The following is a 6064-nucleotide window of genomic DNA, read 5'->3' as shown; positions in this document are numbered from 1 at the left end:
TTGAAAAAGAAAACGAGTTGAATGCGCTACGCGTCGCCGCGTTCGGTATAACATCCGCCGCACCCGACCATCGCGAAGAAGGGATATCAGATGAGTTCGTCAAAGGTTCGGATCATGCCGGATAGCAACCCGCACCACCTCATTGCGTTCAATCATACCGTGTTGGATGGCGTTGGGATCAATTTGTCAGTTGGCTCGAAGGCTGATCCTAACCCTCTCCCTTAGCCAGTCCGTAACCCGCGGTCCGATGGTGCGCCCAACGCAATCGAGACCATTTTCATGAACACCTCTCTCATGCTGCTCGCGCAGTACGGCCAGCTCATCATCCCTGTGGACACGGTGGCGACCGACTTCTTCAGAATCACTAGGGAGAAGTTTTTGAGGAAGTGTCTCTACGGCGAAATCGCGCTGCCAATCGTGAGGATGGAGCGGTCACAGAAGGGCGCAAAAGGCGTGCATGTGAGCGACCTTGCCGATTTTATCGAGGCTCGAAGAGCCGCCGCAAAGCGCGAACTCGAGCCTTTTCTCCGATAAAGCAACAACATCACTTACAACATTACAGAGCGCTATATCCGTAAGTCACTGAAGATGCGCAGGTATCTCAGCTAAATCGTCCATTCCATCATCGGCGCCACGGAAAATTTATTCATCATATCAATTGCTTATTTCGACAAGAGGCCTCGCCGGACAGGTGCCGGCGGAGCATTTGGCGGGACCATATCAATGATCGCGCCGATGCCCAACTTTCCTCACGGCCGCCATTCACCGGAACCGCGATGGCCCGCCGCCGCGTAAGGCGCAAACAATGTCTGCTGCTCATCGATCACCAACGGCCGCCCTAGCGGCGGAAAAGCCCGCTGCGGGCAACTGCGGCGCTCGCAGACCTTGCAACCCATGCCGATCGGCGTGGCTGCCGCAGCGTCGATCACATTCATCCCTTGCGAATAGACGAGTTCCGACGCATGCCGAACATCGCAGCCGAGGGCCACGGCAAATGTCTTGGTCAAAGCGCCATAGCCGCCGCGCCGCTTGGTGACGCAGCGCGCGATCCACAGATAGGTGCGCTCATCGGGCATGCGCGCCAACTGGGTCAGGATCCGCTCCGGCTGCACGAAGGCTTCATAGACATTCCACAGCGGACAGGTGCCGCCGATGCGCGAGAAGTGAAAATCCGTCGCCGATTGCCGCTTGGAAATATTGCCGGCGCGATCAACACGAATGAAGAAGAACGGCACGCCACGCGATGACGGCCGCTGCAGCGTGCTGAGCCGATGGCAGATTGTCTCGAAACCGACACCGAATGCATCGCTCAGCAGATCGATATCGTAGCGCTTGCGCTTGGCGTCGGCGAGGAACCGCTCATAGGGCAGAATGAGCGCACCGGCAAAATAATTGGCGAGCCCGATCCGCGCCAGCGCCGATGACTCGCTGCTTGTAAGCTGCGCGCGGCCGACGATCCCGCCGATCGATGTGCCCTCCTCCAGCATGGCAATCTGCGTCGCCATCTGGAAGGCGCGCTGCCCAGGCTCCAGATTGCGCGAGATGTGTAGTGCCCCGCTCTGTGCATCGAAGCGGCGATGAGTCTCATTGGGCATATCCTCGATCGATACCGAGACCCGGTGTCGCTCGCGCAGGTAATCGACCAGCCGCTCCGATGTAACAGCGCCGCTCGGTGCGAGCCTCTGCGCCAGCGCCTCGGCGGCCTCATCGAGTTCGGCGATGTAGTTGTGCCGCGCATAGAAAAAGTCGCGCACTTCCTCATAGGGCGTCGATGGCAGCAGCGCCGTGTCGGCCTGCCGGTCTTCGCCGAGTTGGGCAGCGAGTGCTGCGGTCTGCTCGACGGCCTGGCGATGCTTGCGGTTGAGAGTGACCAGCGCACGGCCAACAGCCGGCATGTTGAGCGCGAGTTCGCGCAGCTCCGCCGTCGAGATCGTCTCGCCGATATGCGGATCGGACAGCGCCTCGCGCAGATCGGAGATCAGCCGCGCTTCGTCATCCTCGGAGAACAGTTGCACATCGACGCCGAAGGCCGCGTTGAGCTTGAGCAACACAGCCACCGTCAGCGGGCGCTGGTTGTTTTCGATCTGGTTGAGATAGCTCAGCGAAATGCCGATCGCGGATGCGACCGCCTGCTGTGTCAGCCGGCGCTCCTCGCGCAGACGCCGCAGCCGCACGCCCATGAAGGCCTTCTTCATCGTCGCCTCCGACTTTGCAAACTTTGCAAATTCACCAGATCTTCTTCACTTTACTACGCTTTTTCAGCCCTGTTCGCGCTAACGCTTTTGCAGATATTGCGAACTTGTCCGTCACATGCAAGCGCGAACACTCGCCCGACAGCCCGGTGCGGTTCGTGCCCTAATAGGCAGGTTCTCGTGAAATCCCACAGCGTCCGTAGCTACAAATCGTCCGAACAGCTCGCCCGCAACGACCAGCTCGCCTGGAAGATTGCCGAAGTCGCGTCTGATCCGGTCGCCGTCGAGCCTGCTGTGATCGAGATGATCGGCAACCGCATCATCGACAATGCCGCCGTCGCCGCCGCATCCATCGCGCGCCGCCCGGTAGCGAGTGCGCGTGCGCAGGCCGTGGCGCATCCATTGGCGCCCGGCGCCACCATTTTCGGCCTGCCGCATCGCCAGCGTGTCTCGCCGGAATGGGCTGCATGGGCCAACGGCGTCGCCGTGCGCGAACTGGATTTTCACGACACATTTCTCGCCGCTGATTACTCGCATCCCGGCGACAACATCCCGCCGATCCTTGCCGTCGCACAACATTGCGGCCTCGACGGCGCCGCGCTGCTGCGCGGCCTCGCCACCGGCTATGAAGTGCAAGTCGATCTCGTCAAAGGCATCTGCCTGCACGAGCACAAGATCGACCACATCGCCCATCTCGGCCCATCGGCTGCGGCAGGCATCGGCACCGCGCTCGGCCTGCCGACCGAGACGATCTATCAGGCCGTGCAGCAGGCGCTGCATGTGACGACGACGACGCGGCAATCGCGCAAGGGCGAGATATCGAGCTGGAAAGCCTATGCCCCCGCTTTCGCCGGCAAGATGGCGATCGAGGCCGTGGACCGCGTGATGCGCGGCGAAGGCGCGCCCTCGCCGGCATGGGAAGGCGAAGACGGTTTTATCGCCTATCTCCTGTCCGGTCCGAACGCGGAATACACCGTGCCGCTGCCAGAGCGCGGCGAGCCCAAGCGCGCCATTCTCGATACCTATACCAAGGAACACTCCGCCGAATATCAGAGCCAGGCCTTGATCGATCTCGCCCGCCGCATGGGGCCCAAGATCGGCGATCTCTCGAAGATCGAGAGCATCGTGATTCACACCAGCCATCACACCCATTATGTGATCGGCACCGGCGCCAATGATCCGCAGAAGATGGATCCGACCGCGAGCCGCGAAACCCTCGATCACTCGATCATGTACATCTTCGCCGTCGCCCTCGAAGACGGCGGCTGGCATCACCAGCACTCCTATGCGCCAGACCGCGCCCGTCGCACCGATACCATCGCCCTGTGGCACAAGATCTCCACGGTCGAAGATCCCGCCTGGACCGCGCGCTACCACACCCATGACCCCAGGCAGAAAGCCTTCGGCGGCCGCGTCGTCGTCACGCTGAAAGGTGGCTCGACCATCAGCGACGAACTCGCACTGGCCGATGCACATCCGCTCGGCGCCCGACCCTTCGTCCGCGCGAACTATGTCCGCAAATTCGAGCAGCTCGCTGAGGGCGTCGTCCATGCCGCGGAGCAGAAGCGCTTCCTCGACCTCGTGGAGCGCCTGCCCGAATTGTCCGCGCAGGATATCGCCAACCTCAATTTCTTCGTCGATCCCGACAGGCTCAACGACAACACGGCACGCGGCATCTTCGACTGGTCGGCGAAATGATCCGCTCAGAAAACACGCAAGGAGGATTCCATGGTTGACGAGGTTTTGCAGGCCCGCCCGGCCCCGAAGAAATCCGTGGCCCTCTCCGGCATCGTCGCCGGCAACACCGCGCTGTGCACGGTGGGCCGCACCGGCAATGATCTGCATTATCGCGGCTATGACATCCTCGATGTCGCCGAGAGCTGCGAATTCGAGGAGATCGCCTATCTTCTCGTCCACGGCACGCTGCCAACGCCGGCCGAGCTCGCCGCCTACAAGACAAAACTGAAAAGCCTGCGCGGCCTGCCAAGCGCCGTGCGCATCGCACTGGAAACCCTGCCTGCCGCTGCCCATCCGATGGATGTCATGCGATCGGGCGTCTCCACACTCGGCTGCGTGCTGCCGGAAGCGTCCGACCACAACCATCCCGGCGCGCGCGACATCGCCGACCGGCTGATGGCCTCGCTCGGCTCGATGCTCTTGTACTGGCATCACTTCTCGCAGAACGGCCGCCGCATCGAGTTGGAAACCGATGACGACACCATCGGCGGCCACTTCCTGCATCTCTTGCATGGCAAGGCGCCGAAACCGGCGGAGGTGCGCGCGATGCACACCTCGCTCATTCTCTATGCCGAGCATGAGTTCAATGCCTCGACCTTCACCGCGCGCTCCATCGCCGGCACCGGCGCCGATATCTATTCGGCCGTCACCGGCGCGATTGGCGCGCTGCGCGGGCCCAAGCATGGCGGCGCCAACGAAGTCGCATTCGAAATCCAGAAGCGCTACGTCAATGCCGATGAGGCCGAGGCCGACATCCGCCGTCGTGTCGCCAACAAGGAAGTCGTGATCGGCTTTGGACATCCCGTCTATACGATCGCCGATCCCCGCAACAAGGTGATCAAGGACGTCGCGCACCGTCTCTCGCAGGACGCTGGATCGCTCAAAATGTTCGAGATCGCCGACCGCATCGAAGCGGTCATGGCGGATTCCAAGAAGATGTTCGCCAATCTCGATTGGTTCAGCGCCGTGTCCTATCACATGCTCGGCGTGCCCACGGCGATGTTCACGCCGCTTTTTGTGATCGCCCGCACCTCCGGCTGGACTGCCCACATCATCGAGCAACGCATTGACAACAAGATCATCCGGCCTTCTGCGAATTATATCGGCCCGGAGAACCTGGCCTTCGTGCCGATCGATCAACGCGGCATCACGCCCGCGCCACGCGCAGCTTGAGGACAATGGAATGCCCTATCTCGTCGCCTCGGATCTGCCCACTGAAACCGCCGGCCGTCGCTTTCGCCAATTGCTGAAAGCACCCGGCATTCTCCAACTCCCGGGCGCGCACAACGGCATGGCAGCCCTGCAGGCCAAATCCATTGGCTTTCAAGGTCTTTATCTGTCCGGCGCAGCGATGACGGCCTCCATGGGCCTGCCAGATCTCGGGATCATCACCGTCGATGAGGTGTCTTTCTTCATCCGCCAGATCGTCCGCGCGGCACAACTGCCGCTGCTGGTCGATGCCGATACCGGTTATGGCGAAGCGCTGAATGTGATGCATGCTGTTCGCACCTTCGAGGAGGCCGGTGCTGGCGCGCTGCATCTCGAAGACCAGATCCTGCCGAAGAAATGCGGTCATCTCAACGACAAGAAGATCGCCGATGCCCGCGACATGGCCGCGAAGGTCGCGGCCGCCGCCAAAGCGCGTCGCGATCTCGTGATCATCGCGCGCACCGATGCCGCAGCCAGCGAAGGCCTCGACGGCGCGGTGGCACGCGCAAAGCTCTATATGGACGCGGGCGCCGATGCGATCTTCCCGGAAGCGCTCAACACCGCCGAGATGTTTCGTGCCTTCGCGGAGCGGATGCCCGGCGTGCCCCTGCTCGCCAATATGACCGAGTTTGGCAAGACGCCGTTTTTCTCCGCATCGGAATTCGAAGCGATGGGCTATGCGATGGTGATCTGGCCGGTCTCATCATTGCGTGTCGCCAACAAGGCGCAGGCCGATCTCTATGCCGCCATCGCGCGCGACGGCGGCACCCACAACATGGTCGATCGCATGCAGACTCGCGCCGAGCTTTACGACACCATCGGCCTGCATGATTACGAAGCCTTGGATTCGTCGATCATCCAGACCATCGTTCCGGAAGCCATGCCGCAATGACGACGGGCCTCTGCCCACTGTCGGGATCGCCACA

General features: G+C 61.7%; 5 protein-coding genes. 4 read left to right on the top strand and 1 reads right to left on the bottom strand.

Annotated features, from left to right (window positions below):
- The first annotated feature begins 279 nt into the window (after positions 1-279).
- A complete protein-coding gene (locus ACIQ2A_RS11260; protein ID WP_398478963.1) occupies positions 280-534 on the top strand; it encodes a pyocin activator PrtN family protein in 255 nt (84 codons plus the stop codon).
- Positions 535-749: 215 nt separating this feature from the next.
- Here the strand turns inward: ACIQ2A_RS11260 and ACIQ2A_RS11255 are convergent, their stop codons facing one another.
- Positions 750-2195, bottom strand: coding sequence for a short-chain fatty acyl-CoA regulator family protein (locus ACIQ2A_RS11255; protein WP_398478960.1), 1446 nt, complete (start codon positions 2193-2195; stop codon positions 750-752).
- A gap of 177 nt (positions 2196-2372) precedes the next feature.
- On the opposite strand from ACIQ2A_RS11255, the gene ACIQ2A_RS11250 reads away from it, so the two are divergent.
- From ACIQ2A_RS11250 to prpB, 3 genes are read left to right on the top strand one after another with little or no spacing between them, the layout of a single operon-like run.
- Positions 2373-3890, top strand: coding sequence for an MmgE/PrpD family protein (locus ACIQ2A_RS11250; RefSeq protein ID WP_398478958.1), 1518 nt, complete (start codon positions 2373-2375; stop codon positions 3888-3890).
- Between the two features lie 30 nt (positions 3891-3920).
- Positions 3921-5102: a 2-methylcitrate synthase gene (prpC, locus tag ACIQ2A_RS11245; protein WP_398478956.1), complete on the top strand. Its 1182-nt coding sequence runs from the start codon at positions 3921-3923 to the stop codon at positions 5100-5102.
- Between the two features lie 10 nt (positions 5103-5112).
- Positions 5113-6030 carry a methylisocitrate lyase gene (gene prpB, locus ACIQ2A_RS11240; protein WP_398478954.1) on the top strand — a complete coding sequence of 306 codons (918 nt, stop codon included), beginning with the start codon at positions 5113-5115 and terminating at the stop codon, positions 6028-6030.
- Positions 6031-6064 lie beyond the last annotated feature (34 nt).

The organism is Tardiphaga sp., from assembly GCF_044336785.1.
Classification (GTDB): Bacteria; Pseudomonadota; Alphaproteobacteria; order Rhizobiales; family Xanthobacteraceae; genus Tardiphaga.
This window is presented reverse-complemented; position numbering and strand designations above follow the sequence as displayed.